Annotated in this window: 23 protein-coding genes; all 23 read left to right on the top strand. The window is 68.4% G+C overall.

The genetic code is table 11. The annotated features are described in order from the left end of the window. The first annotated feature begins 1 nt into the window (after position 1). The 23 genes from G9U51_RS08390 to G9U51_RS08280 all read left to right on the top strand — a co-directional run bounded on the left by G9U51_RS08390 (position 2) and on the right by G9U51_RS08280 (position 18,363). Positions 2-214 carry a hypothetical protein gene (locus tag G9U51_RS08390; protein WP_166195936.1) on the top strand — a complete coding sequence of 71 codons (213 nt, stop codon included), beginning with the start codon at positions 2-4 and terminating at the stop codon, positions 212-214. After that, on the top strand, positions 211-801 hold the full coding sequence (locus G9U51_RS08385; protein WP_166195934.1) for a hypothetical protein: 591 nt from the start codon (positions 211-213) through the stop codon (positions 799-801). The genes G9U51_RS08390 and G9U51_RS08385 overlap by 4 nt, the downstream gene beginning before the upstream one ends. Positions 802-1,024: 223 nt before the next feature. Next, positions 1,025-2,011 (top strand): hypothetical protein, encoded by a 987-nt coding sequence (locus G9U51_RS08380; RefSeq protein WP_166195932.1) that lies wholly within the window; start codon positions 1,025-1,027, stop codon positions 2,009-2,011. Then, the gene (locus G9U51_RS08375) at positions 2,004-2,216 is read left to right on the top strand and encodes a hypothetical protein (RefSeq protein ID WP_166195930.1); all 213 of its coding nucleotides are present in this window, start codon (positions 2,004-2,006) and stop codon (positions 2,214-2,216) included. Before G9U51_RS08380 ends, G9U51_RS08375 begins: the two co-directional genes overlap by 8 nt. After that, positions 2,213-2,413, top strand: coding sequence for a hypothetical protein (locus tag G9U51_RS08370; protein ID WP_166195928.1), 201 nt, complete (start codon positions 2,213-2,215; stop codon positions 2,411-2,413). Before G9U51_RS08375 ends, G9U51_RS08370 begins: the two co-directional genes overlap by 4 nt. Next, a complete protein-coding gene (locus G9U51_RS08365) occupies positions 2,394-2,756 on the top strand; it encodes a hypothetical protein (RefSeq protein ID WP_166195926.1) in 363 nt (120 codons plus the stop codon). The genes G9U51_RS08370 and G9U51_RS08365 overlap by 20 nt, the downstream gene beginning before the upstream one ends. Positions 2,757-3,551: 795 nt before the next feature. After that, a complete protein-coding gene (locus G9U51_RS08360) occupies positions 3,552-3,854 on the top strand; it encodes a hypothetical protein (protein WP_166195924.1) in 303 nt (100 codons plus the stop codon). A 247-nt stretch (positions 3,855-4,101) separates the two neighbouring features. Next, positions 4,102-4,569 (top strand): hypothetical protein, encoded by a 468-nt coding sequence (locus G9U51_RS08355; protein ID WP_166195923.1) that lies wholly within the window; start codon positions 4,102-4,104, stop codon positions 4,567-4,569. Then, positions 4,535-6,118 (top strand): terminase large subunit, encoded by a 1,584-nt coding sequence (locus tag G9U51_RS08350; RefSeq protein ID WP_166195921.1) that lies wholly within the window; start codon positions 4,535-4,537, stop codon positions 6,116-6,118. Before G9U51_RS08355 ends, G9U51_RS08350 begins: the two co-directional genes overlap by 35 nt. Positions 6,119-6,128: 10 nt before the next feature. Further along, positions 6,129-7,355 (top strand): phage portal protein family protein, encoded by a 1,227-nt coding sequence (locus G9U51_RS08345; RefSeq protein ID WP_328823382.1) that lies wholly within the window; start codon positions 6,129-6,131, stop codon positions 7,353-7,355. After that, positions 7,352-8,635, top strand: a complete 1,284-nt coding sequence (locus G9U51_RS08340) for a head maturation protease, ClpP-related (protein ID WP_166195919.1) — start codon at positions 7,352-7,354, stop codon at positions 8,633-8,635. Before G9U51_RS08345 ends, G9U51_RS08340 begins: the two co-directional genes overlap by 4 nt. Then, the gene (locus G9U51_RS08335; protein WP_166195917.1) at positions 8,635-8,997 is read left to right on the top strand and encodes a capsid cement protein; all 363 of its coding nucleotides are present in this window, start codon (positions 8,635-8,637) and stop codon (positions 8,995-8,997) included. The genes G9U51_RS08340 and G9U51_RS08335 overlap by 1 nt, the downstream gene beginning before the upstream one ends. 11 nt (positions 8,998-9,008) lie before the next feature. Further along, entirely contained in the window at positions 9,009-9,950 is a 942-nt protein-coding gene (locus G9U51_RS08330) for a phage major capsid protein (RefSeq protein WP_166195915.1), read from the top strand. A gap of 23 nt (positions 9,951-9,973) precedes the next feature. Continuing rightward, a complete protein-coding gene (locus tag G9U51_RS08325) occupies positions 9,974-10,336 on the top strand; it encodes a hypothetical protein (RefSeq protein ID WP_166195913.1) in 363 nt (120 codons plus the stop codon). Positions 10,337-10,418: 82 nt separating this feature from the next. Continuing rightward, positions 10,419-10,886, top strand: coding sequence for a hypothetical protein (locus G9U51_RS08320; RefSeq protein ID WP_166195911.1), 468 nt, complete (start codon positions 10,419-10,421; stop codon positions 10,884-10,886). Next, positions 10,887-11,219 (top strand): hypothetical protein, encoded by a 333-nt coding sequence (locus tag G9U51_RS08315; protein WP_166195909.1) that lies wholly within the window; start codon positions 10,887-10,889, stop codon positions 11,217-11,219. Between the two features lie 6 nt (positions 11,220-11,225). Then, positions 11,226-11,519: an HK97 gp10 family phage protein gene (locus tag G9U51_RS08310; RefSeq protein WP_166195907.1), complete on the top strand. Its 294-nt coding sequence runs from the start codon at positions 11,226-11,228 to the stop codon at positions 11,517-11,519. Next, positions 11,519-11,917: a hypothetical protein gene (locus G9U51_RS08305; RefSeq protein WP_166195905.1), complete on the top strand. Its 399-nt coding sequence runs from the start codon at positions 11,519-11,521 to the stop codon at positions 11,915-11,917. The genes G9U51_RS08310 and G9U51_RS08305 overlap by 1 nt, the downstream gene beginning before the upstream one ends. Before the next feature lie 3 nt (positions 11,918-11,920). Then, entirely contained in the window at positions 11,921-12,211 is a 291-nt protein-coding gene (locus G9U51_RS08300; RefSeq protein WP_166195903.1) for a hypothetical protein, read from the top strand. A gap of 70 nt (positions 12,212-12,281) precedes the next feature. Next, positions 12,282-12,833: a phage tail tube protein gene (locus G9U51_RS08295; RefSeq protein WP_166195901.1), complete on the top strand. Its 552-nt coding sequence runs from the start codon at positions 12,282-12,284 to the stop codon at positions 12,831-12,833. A gap of 101 nt (positions 12,834-12,934) precedes the next feature. Further along, on the top strand, positions 12,935-13,324 hold the full coding sequence (locus G9U51_RS08290; RefSeq protein ID WP_166195899.1) for a hypothetical protein: 390 nt from the start codon (positions 12,935-12,937) through the stop codon (positions 13,322-13,324). A gap of 417 nt (positions 13,325-13,741) precedes the next feature. Further along, positions 13,742-17,470, top strand: a complete 3,729-nt coding sequence (locus G9U51_RS08285) for a hypothetical protein (RefSeq protein ID WP_166195897.1) — start codon at positions 13,742-13,744, stop codon at positions 17,468-17,470. Then, the gene (locus G9U51_RS08280; protein ID WP_166195895.1) at positions 17,467-18,363 is read left to right on the top strand and encodes a hypothetical protein; all 897 of its coding nucleotides are present in this window, start codon (positions 17,467-17,469) and stop codon (positions 18,361-18,363) included. Before G9U51_RS08285 ends, G9U51_RS08280 begins: the two co-directional genes overlap by 4 nt. The last annotated feature ends 34 nt before the right edge of the window (positions 18,364-18,397 follow it).

Below are 18,397 nucleotides of genomic sequence, written 5' to 3'. Positions count from 1 at the left end.
CATGCCCGCTGGGGCTGTGGATCAGGAGTATCTGTTCACCGACGTCGATCCCGATGCGGATCTGGGTCTGTTGCTGCGGACGGTGTTCCGGGACATCCAGTCGGATCTGGCTCGCCGAGGTTTGCTCGAGGTGGGTGCCCCGTCGTTCGCGGTGCGGCAGCTGGCCGGTGGCGCTGTGGTGGTGTCGTCGGTGATCGCGGCGAGGGTCGCGTGAGTGTGATGACGCGCCGGCGGCTAGTGGACACGGTGTCACCGCTCGCGCTCGACCTGGCGCGAACCGCGGTGAAGGCCGGGATGGTGTTGTCGGAGCTCGCGGATCCGCAGGAGCGCGTGCAGCTGCAGTTGGCGGCCCGGGCGGGTGCGGTGCGCGAGCACGAGTGGCAGCAGGTGCGGCAGCTGCTCGCGGATGCGACCGAACGCGCGGCTCGCGCGCATCCGAACTCGTCGGGGTTCTGCACGGCGTGCGGTCAGGCGCTGCGGTGGGTGGTGACGTCGAACGGTCGCCGTATGCCCTTGGACCCGTTGCCGACGCGTCGCGGGAACGTGGAGCTGCGCCCGTCGGGGCGTCAGCTGCTCGCGTTCGTGCACGGCAACCATGAGATCCCGATCAAGGCCGAGTCGGCATACCGGGCGCATCAGGCGACCTGCCCGAACCGCGTGAAGCCGCGCCCGGACGGCGAGGCCGTGGTGAAGCAGTTCGTGCCGCGATGCCGGGTGTGCCGGCATCCGATGGACCCTGATCTGTTCGCCGCGGGTGAGCGGTCGCACCCGTGCTGTGACCCGGACGAGGTGCCGTCGTGAGCTTCGAGCGGCCGCGGGTGTTACGGGCCATCCGCAGGTCGGCGCGCGGCCCGAGCGTGTGGTTGTGGCGGTGCGCCAGAGACGAACACCTTCGACCCACGATCGACAGCGGGTCCGCGTTTATCGGCTATGGCTTCACCGACAGCCACCGGGAGGCGCTCGACGCGCTGTGCGCTCACCTCAAGGTGCATCACACCGTGGTGATGTCGTGGGAGGGACCTCGGTGACGTTCGAGAGGCGTAAGACGCTGGAAAACCTGCTGCTGGATCTGACTAGGTCTTTCCACCCGAACGATGTGCCGGCAGATCACGTGTGTCGGCCGACCCGGTATCAGGTGTGCTCGCACGGTCGTGGTGGCGCACCGTTGCTGGACCGCTTGGCGTTGTTGGTGCCGGCGTCGCAGTCGACTGCCCCGGAGAACCCGGACGCGCCTGGCCGTGGTTCTGGTGCGCGGAAGTCGGTGGGTTCTCCGGCGCCGTGGTCGGCGCCGGCGGCGGAGCTCCTCGACGAAGTGATGCGTGGTGCGGCCGAGCTCGAGCGGCAGGCCCGGTGCGCGCTCGGGTTGCCAGAGTTCCAGGAGGAAGAGATCGCGACTGTGCGGCTCGGCCGACGCGTGGTGGAGGCGCCGACACCGGTGTACGACAGCGGGGGTGGTCGCGGCCGTCGCGCCCTGGCCCGGCTGCCGGGGTTGGCGATGCAGCTGCGGGAGGTCGGGCACCCGTTGGGTGTGATCGAGCTGGCTGATGGACGGTTGCGTCCGGGCCGGATCGAGCAGGCGGTGTCGCGCTGGCACACCAGGGCGATGGAGCTGACCGGGTTCGAGGTTCCCTGGCAGCGGATGCCCCCGGGGTTGAACCCTGACCGTGCGCAAGACGCGGAGCGTTGGATCCGGACCCAGGCGGGCCCGGTGTGTGCGTCGCCGGCGTGCAGCCACGACGTGTGTGGACTGGCGCGGGTGGTCGAGGCGCAGGGCCGGCCCCGCCTGGGTCCGGTGTGCGCGTCGTGCGCGCATCGCTCGTGTGGGCGGATCCGTCGCCGACGGCAGCGGTATCTGGCGTGGTCGTGCCCGACGTGCTTCGCGGACTCGCTGCGGGTGAACCCGCTCACAGGGACTGTCCGGTGTTTGCGGGAGTCGTGCTCGGATCAGGACTGGACGATGGAGGAGCTCGAGGAGAACGCGAGTGACCCGTGGGGTGACTTCGATGGGTGACTCGATCTTCCTGCGCACGGCTGATGCCGCGCAGATGGTCGGTGTGGGCGAAGGCTCGTTCCGGACCTGGGCTCGGCGCAGGGATCTGGCGCCGGCACGCGTGGTGCGGATGGGTAGGGCTCGGGTGGCGGTGTGGGACGCGGGCGAGGTGCTCGCGGCTACGGGACGGACGCCACGGCCGTGGCGGGAACAGGAGCAACAGTGAGGTCGTCGATCAGGCTTGAAGCGGACACACCGTTCGAGGTGTCCGCCTCGGTGTCGAACGAGGTGCGCGAGCAGGTGGGTGTGCACGTCCAGTTGCAGTATCTGCCGGGCTCGCAGGCGGCTGCGGCCGCAGCGCTCGAGCGCACGTGCCTCGAGCTGCGCCGGCAGCTGCTGGGCGGTGCTGACCGTGCCGAGTGATGACGTGGACGCGTTCCTCGCTGAGTGCGACGACGTGATCGACGACTGGAACGGCTCGGCTGACTCGGCGTCCTGGTCTGCGGATGGCAGTCACGAGGTGGACACCGACGGGAACTACTACGCCGAGGACCCTCGCCCGCGTTCGACCTTGTTCAGGCCTCCGGCGACGCTGTCACCACCACCACGGGTAAGGGTCACGCTCGAATGGGAGGGCTTGCAGGTCGCGACGTTCCGGGCCGAGCTCGAGATCGAGCGCAACGGGCGTGACATCATTCGCGTGATCGCCAGGCCGATCGGGCCGGCCATCCCGACCGCGAGCACGGCCAGGTTGTATGACCAGTAGCGAGACGCGATCGTGTGCGGTGCGCGGTTGTCGCCGTCGTCGTGCGCGTGGTGACACGGGTGCGTTGTGCGCGACGCACTTCCGCGAGTTGGTCGAGGATAAGGACTCACCGCTGGTGCTGGCCGGCGGGTCGTGGGTTGTCTCGCCGGGTGGTGTTCGTCGTTGGGTGTACGACACGCCGCGCTCGGCTGGCCGGTGACGCGCTGGGGTCCGTGGTTGGGATACGCTGTCAGCCGTGGGACGTATTGTGCCCACTCGCTGAGCCCCGACCGGTGACGGTGCGGGGCTTCGTGTTTTCTCGGAGGGCTGGTGATCGGTGATGCCGGCGTGTATGCCTCGGCTCGATGGTGTCGAGCATGACCCGGACTGTGCGGAGCAGGCTAAGCCGTTGCGGTTTCGCGGGTCGTCATCGTCGTGGGACGGTGACGTCGAGGTGACGACGGTGCGGTTGTCGTGCAGCACGTGCGACCTAGACGTCGAAGTCGTCTCGAAGCGCGCCACCTGAAACCTGTTGCGACAGTAGCGAGTACGAGTCACCAACTTCGTTGCGGCACAGCGTAATTCGTCGAGCCGATCGCGCAACGCGGCGCAGAAAAATTCGGGCTTGCGGTCTGCGACAACCACACCTGTCGCACCACATCCCCCCGGGAACGGCCACGTTTTCGGACCACTCGCCTCGATCCTGGCGGCACACGAATCCTGTTGCGGCACAAGCAGATTCGCGCCTCGAAAACCGTTGCGACACACGGTGTTTCCCGGGTGTGGAAACACCACCTGATCTGGGAGGTTCCGCGCATGGGCTTGACCGATGACCGCAACGACCCGGGGCTGGGCCAGATGCGTCCGGACGGCCAGCAGGAGACCTACCTGGTGCTCAGCGAACTCGAGCGAGCCAAGGGATTCGTCCGGCCGGTCCGCCGAACGTACCGCCACGACGTCTGTGGCACTGTCACCACGATGGGTCTGCCGATCGCGGAGACTTATGCGCGCAATCCCGGGTTCTATGGCGGGACGTTCTGTGCCGGCTGCTGCGCGCACTTCCCTGTTGGGGAGCAGGGCGAGTTCACCTGGCTCGACGGGACGAAGGTCGGCACCTGATGGTGTCGCCGGCCTACGACGGGGCGCACCGTGGCCGACGCGCAGAACTCCTTCCGTTGGCATACGGCAAGCCGTGTCCACGCTGCGGGCTGCCCATGTTGAAGGGTCAGGACCTTGATCTCGGCCACTCCGTCGATGCCGCGCTGAACCCGCGCGCAGTCGGCGACCGCATCGAACACGCTCATTGCAATCGATCGGCAGGCGCCGCCACCCGCGACGCTCTCTCGAAGTACAGGATGCGCCGCTGATGGCCGGCTCTGCGCAAGAGCGGGTCGAGAAGGAACGTCTCGCGCTCGAACTGCGGCGAGCAGGGGCAACCTTCGACGAGATCGCCCGGGAAGTCGGCTACCGCAACAGGTCAGCCGCGAAGAAGGCGTTTGATCGGGCGCTCGCGAACAGCGGGGGCCCCGAGGTCGACCGCGCGACGGCTAGAACTCACGAGGTGGACCGCCTCGACCGCTTGCTCCTGGCGGTGTGGCCGAAGGCGATGAAGGGTGAGCTCGATTCGGTGAGAGAAGCACGCCAGATCGTTCGGTTGCGGACGCACTTGCTCGGCTTGGCGATCGCGCCGTCTCCGATGTTCGTGCCTCAACTCGGTGACGACGACGTGGAGGAGCCCACCGGCACCGACGGTGGCGAAGTCATTCCGCAGTCGCGCCTCGAGCAGCGCAGGAGAGAGCTTGACGACATCCGACGGCACGCCCCCAAGCCGTGACCTGATCGGTAGGCAGCAACCCACTCACCAGCTTGTCGCCCCATACGAACGGTCCTGGGCGCAACCGGCGATCGACCTGATGGCGGACTGCGGCAAGCAGTTGCGCGAGTGGCAGTGCGACGGGCTCCGCGATGGCCTGGGCGTGAACGGTCCGCTCGGCGACGAGCGCTGGGCGGCATACGAGAATTGCGACATCCTGTCGCGCCGTAACGGCAAGACCGTCAAGCTGGAAGCGCGGGCGCTCGCTGGCCTGTTCCTCTTCAATGAAACCAACATCCTCTGGACCGCCCACCGGTACGACACCGTGCTCTTGTCGTTCCAGGAGCTCGCACGCCTGATCAAGTCGCACCCGGGTCTGCGCTCGGAGTTATTGCCCAAGCGCAACGAAGGCATCGTTACCCAGAACGGGGTCGAGTCGATCACGCTCCGCTCGGGTGCCGTCATCAACTTCCGAACGCGCGGCCCCGACACAGGCCGCGGGTTCGATGGCGACCTTCTGATCGTCGATGAGGCGCAGGCTGCAACGGTCGAGCAGATGAAGGCGATGGGTGGGTCCCTCGTCAACGGTCGCAACCCGCAGATCTGGTACTCGGGCTCGGCTGGAGGGCCGAAGTCGCAGGTGCTTGGTGATCTCGTGCACCGGGCGCTCAACACCGAGCCGGGTGACCCGGCCCGGGAGCGTCTCACCTTCAACCAGTGGTCGGCCGAGGAGGACGACGACCCAGAGGATCCCGCCACCTGGGCGAAGACCAACCCTTCGTACAACCTGCCGGGCAGTGAGCTCGGCTACGCCAACATGCGGGCGAAGTACATCGAGTTGAAGTACCGCCCGCACGAGTTCGCCCAGGAGCACCTGGGTGTCGGAACATATCCACGACCGGAATCGGAGACATGGGTCATCCCGTCGGTCCAGTGGACTCGGCGTGAAGACTCGGAGTCCAAGCCCGTCGGCAAGGTCGTGTTGATGGCGCACGCGGATCCGCACCAGACGTGGGCGTCGATCTCGCTCGCCGGGTTTCGCCGAGACGGAGCCGTCCACGTGCAGCTCGTCGCCCACGACCATGGAACTCGCTGGGTGCCGGAGCGAGTGATCGAGCTGCAGGAGACTTACGACAGCCTCCCGGAGCTCCTGCTGGCCGCGCGGGGTCCGCTGAGCTATCTCGTGGCCGACATGCAGGCCCTTGGTATCAAGGTTCGCCTGATGACGCCCGAGGAGCAGCAGGAAGCGTCGAGCTGGTTCGTTACCGCCGGCAATGAGGATCCACCCGAAGCGGGCGACCTCACTGGCTGGGTGCGGTCACCACGCCACCTCGGCCAGCCCCCACTGACGGTCGCCCTCGCCGAGGTCAGCCTGCGCACCGTTGGTGAGCGTTACGTCCTGTCGAACCGGGCAGCGATCGACGTGTCACCGGTCCTGTCAGCGGCGTACGCGGGCTACGGCCTGCAGTTGCTGGGCCGTGCAGCGTCGCCGCCTCCGCCGCCGGTGGGCGTGGAGTCGTCCTCCTCGGTCGGTGTGTCGACCGAGGACCTGATGAGTACTGAGTTCTGAGAGGGGGCCGGTGACCGTGGCGCAAATCAAGGAGCCGCCGGCCCCGCAGTCCGCGAATCTGGTCGAGCAGGGCTCGGCTGGCGGGTCTGGTGGCAGCTGGTGGTCGTGGAACCCCGCGGAGACGAACACCGAGCTGCAGTTCCCGCACTCGATCGAGGTGTTCGACGCCATGCGCCGCACCGACGCGCAGTGCACCTCGGTGCTGCGCGGGCTGAACCTTCCTCTGCTGCGCACCCCGTGGCGCCTGGACCCCAACGGCGCGAAGCCCGAGGTGGTCGCACTGGTCGCCGAGGACCTCGGTTTGCCGGTGAAGGGCGAGGATTCGGCGGGTGTGCGGGCCCGCTCGCGGGATCGGTTCTCCTGGAAGGCCCATCTGGCGTCCGCGCTGCTGATGCTGCCCTTGGGTTTCATGCCGTTCGAGCAGGTATACCGCCTCGACGACCGCGGCCGAGCCCGATTGTGGAAGCTCGGGCCACGCCACCCTCGCACGATCACCGACATGAAGGTCGCCCGCGACGGCGGCCTGGTGTCGATCACCCAGTCCGGCACGAAGAACCCAATTCCGGTGCGGGACCTGGTGATGTACGTGCACGAGCGGGAGGCCGGGAACTGGCTAGGCACCTCGGTGCTGCGCCCGGCATACAAAAACTGGCTGATCAAGGACCGGCTGCTGCGCGTGCAGGCCCAAACGATCGACCGCAACGGCATGGGTGTGCCGCGATACACCGCCGCGGAGAACGAAACGGACCTCGAGCCCGGCAAGAAGCTGGCGACAGCATGGCGCTCCGGTGAATCGGCTGGGGCGTCGATCCCCTACGGCGCGAAACTGGACTTGGTGGGCGTGCAGGGCACCCTGCCAGACGCCGACAAGGTGATCAGGTATCACGACGAGCAGATCGCCCGCTCCGTGCTCGCGCACTTCTTGAATCTGGGCACTCAGACCGGTTCGTGGGCTCTCGGCAGCACGTTCGCGGACTTCTTCACCATGTCGCTGCAGGCGATCGCCGACCAGGTCGCCGACACCGCCACCCAGCACGTCGTAGAGGACTTGGTCGACCTGAACTGGGGCCCGGACGAACCGTCCCCGCGGCTGGTGTGCGACGAGATCGGCTCCCAGTCCGATGCCACGGCCGCCGCGATCAAGCTGCTCGTCGACGCCGGCGTCCTCACCCCGGACGAGGCGGTCGAGAAGTACGTCCGCACCAAGTTCCAGCTACCCGAGAAGGAGCCGGCATGACCGATCAGTTCCCGGCGTTGCCAGCTGCACAGCTGGTGGTGCCATCCGCGAAGGCCGTGCGGGCCGCTCGCGCCAACGCCAAGCGCATGCAGCCACTACGCGCCGAGAAGGCCTCCCCGACCACGGCCAGGGTCTACCTGTACGCCGAGATCGGCGGTTGGTTCGGGGTGCTCGCCGAGGACTTCGCGGCCGAGGTGAACGCGCTCGAGGTCGACCAGATCCACCTGCATGTCAACTCTCCCGGCGGGTCGGCGTTCGACGGCCTGGCGATGGCGAACGTGCTGCGCCAGCACGACGCGAAGGTCATCGCACACGTCGACGGGCTCGCAGCGTCCGCAGCATCCCTGGTCATCCTCGGCGCCGACGAGATCGTGATGGAGCCTGGCTCGCAGCTGATGGTGCACGACGCGTGGGCGGCCTGCATCGGCAACGCGGCCGACATGACCAAGACCGCCAGCATCCTGGACAAGCTGTGCACCGACATGGCCGGCCTCTACGCCGTCCGCGCCGGCGGAACCCCGCAGGAATGGCGGGCGGTCATGCTCGAGGAGACCTGGTACACCGCCACCGAGGCGGTCGACGCCGGCCTCGCCGACCGCGTCTCAGCTGACGCCCCTGGCGGGCGGCAGGACGCGGCGGCGGCCGCGGCCGCGTGGGACCTGTCCATGTTCGCTCACGCCCCCGAACCGCACACTGCCGCGCACTCGGCTCCGCAGTCCCCGGCCGCATCCGCGACCGGGTCCACCCCTTCGGCCGCGGCAGCGTCCGGGTCCGAAGACACCCACGATGAAGGGAGCACCCTGATGGACTTGACCGAGTCCCAGGTCGCCGCTCTGTGCAACGCCGTCGGTGTCGGTGTCGACGCCGACCCCGACACAATCGTCGCGGCTGTGCAGGAGGCGCTCACCGAGCGCGCCGAGCAGCCCGAGGAGCGGCCGGCCGCGCAGGACGACGAGACCACGGTCCGCGTGGACCGTGACATGTTCGACCAGCTGCGCGCGGACGCCGCCCTCGGCCGGAAGGCGCACGAAGCCCAGCTGCGCGCCGCCCGGGAACGCACCGTCGACGCCGCGGTCAGCGAGGGCCGCATCGCACCGGCCCGGCGGGACGCCTGGCTGGCCCGCCTCGAGGCCGACCCGGAGGACGAGCAGCAGCTCGCCCGCCTGGAGCCGGTCTTCAACACCACCGAACACGGCCACGCCGGCGACATCGACCTGGACGGCGACACCGCGCTCGCCAAGCAGGTCGGGTGGGCCGACAACGAGCAGGAGGCTTCCTGATGGGCGAGTACGTTCCGAAGTTCACCCCGGGCGCGACACGCCCCCGGACCGCGTCCGCAGCCATCACCGGCGGCCAGGTGGTCGAGATCACCGGACCCGACCAGGTCGGTCCGGCCTCGGCCGGCTCAACGAAGTGGTGCGGCGTCGCCGGGTTCGACGTCAAGGCCGGCGAACGGGTCACCGTGTATGCCGGCGGTGTGCAGTTCCCGATCGCCTCCGGTGCCGTCGCCGCGGGTGACGCGGTCGCGTGCGCGGCGAACGGCCGAGTGTCCAAGACCACCAGCAGCGACGGAACCGTCGTCGGGGTGGCCGAGTCCAGCGCGACCGACGGTCAGCCCGTCGAGATCGCCTTCAACCGCTGAGGAGGGGGCACATGCCTACCTACACCTACCCCGCGGCTCCGGCGAAGGTGGTCGACGACGCGCTCGTCGTGCACCGGCTGCTGAAGTCACCCACCCTGATCTCCCGGCGCATGCAGTCGCTGTTGAAGCAGCGCTATATCGCCGACGCGATTCTCACCGGCCGCTACTCCGCGGTGGGTGGCGCGATCGCGTTCGAGTCCGACGAGCCGCTCGGCACCAATGAGGAGCCCCGCGAGATCGTCGCAGGATCGGAGTACCCGATCGTGCAGCTCGGCGGTGGCGCGCTGACCACGCTGCCGGCGACGTCCTGGGGCCAGGACGCCCTGGTCACCTACAAGTCGATCAACCGGATGCGGATCGACCCGGTGAACCGTGCCCTGAACCGGCTGGCGAACCAGAACGTCATGAAGGTCGACAAGGTCGCCCTCGGGGTCGTCGCTTCGGTGGTGCCCACGTTCACCAACCTGTCCACGCCATGGGACGCAACGGTGTCGGCTGACACCGTCACGGGCGCGATCCGACGCGCCGCCGACGATATCGACCTGGAGGGCAAGGGCTTCGTCGCCGACCAGGTCGTGCTCGACACCCGCACCTACACGAACGTGATGCTGTCGTTCGTGCGCGCCGGGTACCTGCCCCGGGAGGCCGCCTCCCAGAACCCCATCCTGACCGGTTCGTTCCCGAGCATCATGGGTCTGACCTGGCTGGCGTCTCCGCACGCCCTGCCGGGCACGGTCCTCGTGGAGGACTCCAGCGCCCTGGGTGGCATGGCCGACGAGCCGACCAGCGACCCGGGGTACACCTCGGCCGCCGGCGAGGGCACCGCTGCGGTGCTGGTCAAGTCGATCAACGAAGAGGTGCCCGAGCGGTACCGGCTGCGTGCTCGGCGTGACACCGTCCCGGTCGTGGTCGAACCGGGCGCTGGCCGCAAGATCACCGGGGCGGGCAACTGATGGGCGCCCGGGTGACGGCGGACATGATCGCCGTGGTGAACGACGCCGGCCAGCAGCAGCTGCTCCGCAAGGGCGCCGAGCTGCCGGAGTTCGTCAGCAAGGACAAGATCCGCGACCTCGTCGACGCCGGCCTGGTCGAGAAGACCCGGAGCCGGTCCTCGAACACCCCGACCGGTGGCGACGCGGAGGGCAAGCCCGCCGTCGACGTCACCCCGGACGCGATGACGCTCGCGCAGCTGAAGGTCTACGCCACCGAGCACGGCATCGACCTGGGCAAGGCGACCAAGGTCGACGACGTGCGCGCCGTGGTCCTGGCCGCCGGCGCGCAGACCGACGCGTCGTCGCCGGCCACCGGCTCCGACTCGGGGGATTCCCAGGCCGATTGAGGCCAGCACGGGGTGAGGGCCCTGCACGCTGGTGCGGGGCCCTCACCACCAACTTCCACGCGGTGAGGGCGGGTGAATCACGGTGTCGCTGTTCACGATCGACCAGCTTGCCCACTACCTGCAGGTCACCCACGACCCGGGCAAAGAGGACAACACCGTTGAGACAGGCGGTGACGTCGACGAGGCCGGGTCGGCGGAGCTGACCACCGGCACCTACACGGTGATCGAGGCGGTGGTGACCGGGTGGCTGTTGGACGCGACCGGGCTCACCACTTTTCCCGACCGGCTCCCGCCGCAGGTGTTCTCCTGGGCGCTCGAGCTCGCCGCGATCGCCTACGAGAACCCGGCCGCGGCCGCGGCCGCAGGCACTGACCGGGTCACCAACGCCTACACCGAGCAGCGCCGCGAGGCGATCCTGGCCCGGGCCGCCCGGTGGGCCGCCAAGGTCCCCACCGCACCCCAGGTCGCCGCCCCGGTGGGTGACTTCCCCTGCCCTGGACCGTGGCCCACCGATCTGGAGCCGCCGCGCCGTTTGCGCGGGTGGTGCTGAATGCCGACCACGTACAAGGCCACCGTGGTCCGGGTGCGCGCCGGCCGGGTCCGCAGCCGCTACGGCAATGGGCCGAGCGAACCCGACTGGGATAACGCCTCCCGGGCCCGCATCCGGCACTGCTCCATCCAGCCTGAAACCGGCGCGGAAGACACCTTCCGTCGTGACGCTCAGACCGCGAAGTGGGTGCTGCGTCGTCGCGGGGACGCCGACCTGACTTCTCACGACCGGGTCGAGTTCGCAGGCGCGACCTTCGAGGTGGGTCAGGTGTTGCGCAACCGTGAGGGTCGCCGCCCGCACCTGGTCGCCGAGCTGACGCGCACGGAGGGGTGACCCGGGATGGCGAGACCGTCTGCTCGCGTCGAGGTAGATGAGCAAGCTCTGCAGCGGTTCCTCGACACCGACGCGATCAAGCTGGCCACTGTTGTCGGGGAGAAGGTCGCCGCCCGGGCTCGCACCACCGCGCCGGTGCTCTCCGGCGCCTACCGGGACGGTATCGACGTGCAGGTCGCCCGGGACGCCTCGACGGGTCACAAGACGGTGCGTGTGGGCTCCAGCGTGGCCTACACGATGGTGATTGAGGCGCGCACCGGAAACCTCGCCCGAGCGCTCGACGCGGCTCGGGAAGCCTGATGGCGCTTCTCATCCCGCCGGACGCCGAGCAGGTCCTCACCACCGTCCTCGCCGACCGGCTCGCGGACCGCCCCGAGGTGTACGCCCAGGCTGGTGTCGACATTCGTGTGCCGAACCCGATGCCGGCCCGGATGGTCGTGATCAACCGTGACGGCGGGACTCGCATGGCCCCTGGGATCTGGCGGTGCCGCATGCGGATCAGGACCTGGGCGCGCTCCGAGGGGGAAGCGACCGACCTGGCCGGCCTGGTCGAGGCCCTCATTTACGACTCCCGGAACGTCCCGCCGATCTGCGGTTGGGCGGACCTGGGTGGACCGTCCTCGGCCGAGGACGAGTCAGGCAAACCGATGCGGGTGCAGTGGGTCGAGCTGCTCATCCGCGGCACCGAGAAGGAGTAACGCATGGCACGCAAGACCGCCGCCACCAAGCCCGCCGACGACCAGACCGAACCGGACACCGTCGACCTGACGCACCCGCTCACCGGCAACACCATCAGCGCGCGGCCGCAGGACGTCGCCCTGTTGCGCGGCGACGGGTGGGTGCCCGCCGGCGAAGAGGGCGGCACCGACCCGGCCGAAGGTGAGCGCATCGTCGCCTCCGACGGCTCCGCGACCGGCGACGCCGACGCGACCTCCCAAGACGCGGAGACCGGCGACGGCTCCGAGAACCCCTCCACCTCCACCACCGACTGACCGACCACCGGTCACTCGTCCGGCTGCGCACTCAGCGGACCGATCGCCTACGGGCTGAAAGGAATCCACCATGCTGAATTCAGGCAACGTGCGCGTGGGCGTGACCGGTGAGGTCAACGTCGGACCCACCAGCACCACCCCGCCAACGGGCACCACGGGACCGGTCCCGACCGGGATGAAGGGCCTCGGCTACGTCGACGACAAGGGCGTCACCGAGGACCCGAACAAGTCGACGAAGGTCATCAAGGCCTGGCAGAAGGGCGCCACCGTGCGCACCCTCGTCACCGACGGCACCCTGACCTACAAGTTCCGGCTCATCGAGACCACCGCCGAAACCACGGCCCTGTTCTGGGGCACCACGGTCACCCAGACCGCGACCGAGGGCAGCTTCGTGAACGACCCGACCGCGACCGGTGGCCGCAAGTGCTTCCTGATCGACGTGCTCGACGGAGGCAACCTGCGCCGCATCTGGATCCCGCAGGGCGAGGTCACCGACACCACCGCTCTCACCTACAACAACGGTGACGAGTACGGCTACGAGGTCACCGTGACCGCGTACTACGACAACGCCCTCGGCGGCAACGCCAAGACGTTCGACACCGCGCTGAAGAACGCGGCATAACCCCCTAAACCCCTCCGGGCCCGAGGTCAGTGCGGGTCGCGGGCCCGGAGGTCTCCCCATCACATCGACCCGCACCGACCACTCCAAGGAGCAGACCCGCAATGGCAAACAAGACGAACCGCACCCCCGCGCCCGTCCCGGACAACGCGCCCCGCCCCACCGATCACCAGGCCAAGCAGACCGGCCAGGAAAACGACGATTTCACCTTCACCGGCGCAGACGGCAACACCTACACCATCCCCGACGCCACCGAAGCAATGCGGAAGGTTCCTGGTTCGGCTATCCACGAGATGATGTTGAACCCCTCCGACATTCAGATGCAGTCCCGCCTCACCGCGTTCGCGCTCGAGCAGTCCAACATCGAGCCCGTCGCCAAAGCTCAGCTGCTCGCCCTGCCGTGGGAGGAGTACGTCGCCATTGTTGGTGACTGGTTCGAGTCCGCTGACGTCGAGGGCGCCTCGGTGGGGAAATCCTCTGGCTCCTCCGACTGAAGGAGGAGCATTACCGGGCGCTCGCCGCTGACCTGCGCGAGACCTTTCACTGCTCGATCGAACATGCCGGCACGGAAGCGCTGCCGTGGCGCGAGGCCGTCGCGCTGGTCGAGGACCTGCAGGAGACACCCGGGTGCCGCCTGCACCAGCATGCCGCCGGGTGGGCGTTTCGCGCCTCCCGTGACTACCTGCTGGCCAGCCTCGGCATTCTGCGCCTGATCCAGGGCCTGGGGTTCAAGAACATCGAGCAAGCCCGCCCCCGGATGCCGTGGGACATCGAGCCCGAACCCAAGCGTCACGGCGATCGCGCCGTAACGGTGCAGCAGCTGGGCCGCATCCTCGCGGCGCACCGGGCCCTACCGCCGGCCGACACCGATGAAGGCCAGACCGTGACCGCGTAGGGAAAGGGGTGCGCCCATGTCGGAGATCCTCCGGTCATTCCTGACCCTGGTCCCCCAGCTCGAGGCGGGCGCCCTCACCCGCGCTGTCGAGCCCGGCGCGAACCGCGCCGCCGCGACAATGTCGCAGGCAATCTCCAACGGGCTGCAGCGCGGCGCCAGCGAGGGTGGCCGGCGCGCCGGCTCAGCACTCACAACGGCGGGCCAGACCGGCGGACGCGACTTCTCGGCCGCGGTCGAGGGTCAAATGCGCGGTCGTCTCGGCCCTGCAGTCGCTACCGCCCTTCGCTCCGCGTCCTCACGCGCTACCGCCGAAGGGCAGTCCACGGGGTCACGGTTCGCGGGCGGCGTTGAGGCCAAGGTCAAAAGCGGGCGGCTCGACACCAGCATGCGCGGGCTGTTCGCTCGCGCGAAGGCGATCGCCGGTGCTGACGGCAAGACCGCGGGCTCCCGCTTCGCATCCAGCGTGACCGGGCAGCTGTCGAAGCTCTCCGGTGCAGTCGGACTGGGCGGACTGCTCGCCGGCGGCGGACTGCTCGGCTTCGCCAAGTCATCCATCGACCAGCTGAAGGCGACTACTGGTGCGGCGACCGGGCTGCGGCGTGTCATCGGCGGCACGGTCGAGGACGCCTCACGGCTCAACTTCGCCGCGCAACAGTCCGGCGTCGACACGGCGCTGATGGCGAAATCGATGGGCATCCTGTCCAAGAACATCGGCGAAGTCGGTGGCAAAGCTGGTCCTGGAGCGAAAGCGCTTGCGGCACTAGGCATTTCAACGAAGGACGCCCAGGGCAAGACCCGCTCCATGGCTGAGCTCCTGCCTGACATCGCCGACAAGTTCAAGTCGATGCCCGCCGGCGCGGACAAGTCGGCGCTTGCGCTGAAGCTGTTTGGTAAGGCCGGTCTCGGGATGATTCCCTTCCTCGACAAGGGGAAGGCTGGCATCGCCGACCTGATGAAGCAGTCGGACAAATTCGGCACGACCGTCGGGTCGAAGCAGGCTGACGCCGTCAAGAAGGCTGCGGTTGCACAGCGCCAGTTCTCTGCGGCCATGGATGGGCTCAAGGTTCAGGTCGGTAACGCCCTGCTCCCGGCGCTCACCAAGTTCCTCGGCTTCTTCCGCGACAAGCTCGCACCGGTCCTCATGGCGGCCGGGAAGCGGCTCGGGGATGCCCTCGCGCCCATCGCCTCCACCGCGCTGACGATCGTCGACAACTTCGACCGGTGGAAGGGCGTCCTCCTACCCGTCGCTGGCGTGGTTCTCGGCCTTGCCGCGGCCATCAAGACCTACACCACGGTCACCCGGGTCGTCACTGCTGTCACCAAGGCCTGGCAGATTGCCCAGGCCATCCTGAACGGGACGATGGCCCTCAATCCGATCGGCCTGGCCGTTGTCGCCGGCCTCGCCCTGGCCGCCGTGTTCGTCCTGCTGTGGAAGCGCTCAGAGACCTTCCGCAACATCGTCACCGGCGCCTGGAACGGCATCAGGGGCGCAGCACAATTCGTGTGGAACTGGATGTCGGGCACTTTGTGGCCAGGCATCAAGGGCGTGTGGGACAAGATCTCAGGCGGTTTCATCGCCGCGAAGGACAAGCTCGCCAGCGGCTGGGACTCGATCACCACCAAGTTCTCCACCGCGTGGACCTGGGTCAAGACGACCTTCTCGGCCAACTGGCAGACGATTCTGGGGATCCTCACCGGTCCAGTCGGGTGGGCCTGGTTGGCCATTAGAGGGCACTGGGACTCCATCACATCGAAGTTCACGTCGGCGAAGAGCTGGGTGTCCGGAGCGTTCTCGGCTGCGTGGCGTGGCGCGAAGGCTGTGCTCGTCTGGCCGCTCGAGCAGGCCAAGGCCTCGATCGTGTGGTGGTGGGACCAGATCACCAGCAAGTTCACGTCGGCGAAGAGCTGGGTGTCCGGAGCGTTCTCGGCTGCGTGGCGTGGCGCGAAGGCTGTGCTCGTCTGGCCGCTCGAGCAGGCCAAGGCCTCGATCGTGTGGTGGTGGGACCAGATCACCAGCAAGTTCACGTCGGCGAAGAGCTGGGTGGTCGGCGCATTCAAGCGCGAGTGGGACGGGCTGAAGAAGCTCCTCACCGACCCGGTCGACGCGGCGAAGACGGTCATCGAGCGGATCCTCGGCAAGGAGGGCCTGCAGAAGGTGTTCTCGACCGCGGTCGCCGCGGTGGGCCGCATCTGGGATGGGCTGAAGAAGCTCACCGCGACCCCGATCAACGCTGTGATCCGGATCATCAACGACCCGTTCATTGCCGGGTTCAACAAGCTCGCGAGCCCCTTCGGGCTGACCCTGCCCAGCATCCCGGTGATCCCCGGGTATGCTCGCGGGGGCATCTTGCCGGGCACCTCGTCCTGGCGCGACGGCGACGACCAGCTCGCGACCCTGCGCCGCGGCGAGGGCGTTTCCGTCTCGGAGATGCTCCGCGACCCTTACGAGCGCACCCGCCTACTCGCCGCGAACAAGTGGGCGATGGCGGGCCGGTCGATGACGGAGTTCCGGGAGCGTTTCGAGGGGTTCGCGCTGGGCGGCATCGTCGGCGGCGGTTCGGGCGGTTTCACCCCGTTCCAGGATCGGCTGATCAACCTGGGGTTCCTGCTGCGCCGCCTCGGCTTCACCGTGCAGGAGGGGCCGGGCCCGTTCGGCCCGGTCCACCCCGTGCACCGCAACAACTCTGACCACTACCGCGGCAACGCCTTGGACGTGAACTGGTCGCCGACCTCGCAGGAGCCGGCGAAGATGGACGCGATCCTGTCGACGGTGTGGAAGGCCGGGTTCGGCACGATGTGGCGCGTCCCGGGCCACTTCGACCACCTGCACATCGGCCCGGCCCAGTCGGTACTCGCCGCCGGCGGGTCATACAACGGCCAGGGTGGCGGCAACATGACCGGCACCGGCACCGCGACCGGCGGCTTTTCGATCCCGAACCCGTTCGACGCGATCAAGAACATCCTCACCGGGCCGCTGTCCGGACTCGTCTCGCGGTTCCCTGGGTCATTTACCGGCACCCTCCTGTCCGGGCTGGCGAAGAAACTCGTCGGGTCGGCGGTATCGAAGGGCTTCGACCTGGTCACCTCGATGTTCACCGACGCCTCGACCGGGAACGTGTCCCTGGACGACTCGGCGATCGCAGGCACCGCCGTGGGCCGGTGGGCGCCACTGGTGCGCCGCTCGCTGGCGATGAACGGGTTGCCGACCAGCGAGGCGTACGTGAGCGCGTGGCTGCGGCAGATCAACACCGAATCCGGTGGTAACGAGAAGGCGATCCAGGGCATCGTCGACGTGAACTCACGATCGGGCAACCTCGCCCGCGGCCTGCTGCAGGTGATCCCGCCGACCTTCGCGGCATATCACTTCAAGGGCTTCGACCAGATCATGCGTGGCTTCGACAACATGCTCGCCGCGATGAACTACGCCAAGAATCGGTATGGCGTGACGGAGATGCTCGGCGCGATCGGTCGCGGTCACGGGTATGCCGCCGGCACGCGCCGTGCGCAGCGCGGCTTGTCTGTGGTCGGCGAAAACGGTTGGGAACTGGTCGATTTCGGTGGCGGTGAGCGTGTCTACTCCCACCAGGAGTCGGTGCAGTTGCAGCCACAGGGCGCCGCGGCGGCTGGCCCGACGCTTAGCTTCCACGGTGTGCCGATGGACTCCGCTGGTGACCTCGCCGACAAGGTCCTGCTCGAGCTGCGCCGGGCGGACCGGGCGGGCCGGTATGCGGGGGTGGCCGGGTGATCGACGGCACGCACATTCTCGACGGGTCGTTCGAGTTCGGCACCGAGGCGCACGACGTGGTGATCTTGACCGGTGGTATGGACCCCGGGTCGGCTGACACTCGAGCTCAGGATGTTGAGAACCCGGTCGCGGACGCGACCTGGTTCGGTCGGGACTTCCTGACCGGGCCGAGTATCCAGTTCACCCTGGGGATCCGCGACCTTCGCGCCGAGATGACCGGCGGTCCGGGCGACATGTGGGCGATCCAGGCTCGGCTGGCGGCCGCGTGGCGCGCGGACCGGGTGCGATCGACGCCGGGTGCGTTGAGCTCGCTGGTGTTTCAGCGGGCCGGGCGTGTCTATCGGGTGTGGGGCCGGCCTCGAGGGTTCGGGCTCAAACCGTCCGAGCGCGCTGACGATACGTACACCGAGGCCGTCGGCTCGTTCAAGCTCGCGGCGCCGACGGTCGAGTATGACCAGCTGAATCAGGTGACGGCACAGCTGCTGGAGGCCTCGAGTGACGGCGGTCTGGTGTTGCCGGCGGTGGTGCCGTTTGAGTTGCGGCCGGGGTCACAGACCCGGCAGGGCACGGCGACGGTCGGTGGCACGGTTCCGGCGTGTTTCACGGTGACGATCCGGGGCCCGGTGACGGGTGCCCTGTCGCAGGCGCGGGTGTATGGGCCGGGCTGGTCGATCAGCCTCACGAAGCCGGTGGCGTATGACCAGACGGTCGTGATCGATACCCGCACTCAGATGGTGACGGTGAACGGGGCGTCCTCACCGGGGCTGATCGGACCGCGTGACCGCCTCGATGCGCGGCTGAACCCTGGTGCGCAGATCCTCGGGTTCGACGGGTCGGACCCGTCCAACACGGCGCGGGCCACGTTCGCGTGGCGCGACACCATCCCCTGCTGAAACCTCTGAATCTTGTTGTCTGACAAGGAGTTAC

The organism is Metallococcus carri, from assembly GCF_011440275.1.
Taxonomy (GTDB): domain Bacteria; phylum Actinomycetota; class Actinomycetes; order Actinomycetales; family Dermatophilaceae; genus Metallococcus; species Metallococcus carri.
This window is presented reverse-complemented; position numbering and strand designations above follow the sequence as displayed.

Coding starts and splice junctions, on each gene's coding strand:
- G9U51_RS08390 (WP_166195936.1), top strand. CDS start 2: ATGCCCGCTGGGGCTGTGGATCAGGAGTATCTGTTCACCGACGTCGAT.
- G9U51_RS08375 (WP_166195930.1), top strand. CDS start 2,004: ATGGGTGACTCGATCTTCCTGCGCACGGCTGATGCCGCGCAGATGGTC.
- G9U51_RS08360 (WP_166195924.1), top strand. CDS start 3,552: ATGGGCTTGACCGATGACCGCAACGACCCGGGGCTGGGCCAGATGCGT.
- G9U51_RS08355 (WP_166195923.1), top strand. CDS start 4,102: ATGGCCGGCTCTGCGCAAGAGCGGGTCGAGAAGGAACGTCTCGCGCTC.
- G9U51_RS08340 (WP_166195919.1), top strand. CDS start 7,352: ATGACCGATCAGTTCCCGGCGTTGCCAGCTGCACAGCTGGTGGTGCCA.
- G9U51_RS08335 (WP_166195917.1), top strand. CDS start 8,635: ATGGGCGAGTACGTTCCGAAGTTCACCCCGGGCGCGACACGCCCCCGG.
- G9U51_RS08330 (WP_166195915.1), top strand. CDS start 9,009: ATGCCTACCTACACCTACCCCGCGGCTCCGGCGAAGGTGGTCGACGAC.
- G9U51_RS08325 (WP_166195913.1), top strand. CDS start 9,974: ATGATCGCCGTGGTGAACGACGCCGGCCAGCAGCAGCTGCTCCGCAAG.
- G9U51_RS08315 (WP_166195909.1), top strand. CDS start 10,887: ATGCCGACCACGTACAAGGCCACCGTGGTCCGGGTGCGCGCCGGCCGG.
- G9U51_RS08310 (WP_166195907.1), top strand. CDS start 11,226: ATGGCGAGACCGTCTGCTCGCGTCGAGGTAGATGAGCAAGCTCTGCAG.
- G9U51_RS08305 (WP_166195905.1), top strand. CDS start 11,519: ATGGCGCTTCTCATCCCGCCGGACGCCGAGCAGGTCCTCACCACCGTC.
- G9U51_RS08300 (WP_166195903.1), top strand. CDS start 11,921: ATGGCACGCAAGACCGCCGCCACCAAGCCCGCCGACGACCAGACCGAA.
- G9U51_RS08295 (WP_166195901.1), top strand. CDS start 12,282: ATGCTGAATTCAGGCAACGTGCGCGTGGGCGTGACCGGTGAGGTCAAC.
- G9U51_RS08290 (WP_166195899.1), top strand. CDS start 12,935: ATGGCAAACAAGACGAACCGCACCCCCGCGCCCGTCCCGGACAACGCG.
- G9U51_RS08285 (WP_166195897.1), top strand. CDS start 13,742: ATGTCGGAGATCCTCCGGTCATTCCTGACCCTGGTCCCCCAGCTCGAG.